This window comes from Phormidium sp. CCY1219 (assembly GCF_035615515.1).
Classification (GTDB): domain Bacteria; phylum Cyanobacteriota; class Cyanobacteriia; order Cyanobacteriales; family Laspinemataceae; genus CCY1219.
The window spans coordinates 1-284 of the sequence record NZ_JAJENT010000665.1 but is presented as its reverse complement, the minus strand read 5'-3'; the positions used below and the strand labels follow the sequence as shown (position 1 = coordinate 284).

Annotated in this window: 1 protein-coding gene; it reads left to right on the top strand. The window is 53.2% G+C overall.

All coding sequences use genetic code 11. The features are described 5' to 3' along the window. Positions 1-284: choice-of-anchor D domain-containing protein (locus tag LKK83_RS19430; RefSeq protein WP_324632950.1), on the top strand; the 284-nt coding region annotated here is incomplete at both ends.

Here is a 284-nt window from a genome sequence, read left to right as displayed (position 1 = left end):
ACCGATATTCCCGATGACAGCACAACCGCAATAGATATCGGAACCACCAGCGAAGGGACACCCGTTAGCAAAACCTTCACCCTGAAAAACACCGGAACCGCCGAACTGAGTGTGAGCGATTTGCAATTGCCTACAGGGTTTAGTGTGGTGGGAAATGTGCCCAGTGCGATCGCCCCCAACAGCGAAGCAACGCTAGAATTGCAACTCGACGCCACAGGGGCGGGAACTCCTTCTGGGGAACTCTCCTTCACCACCAACGATAGCGACGAAAACCCCTTTAATTT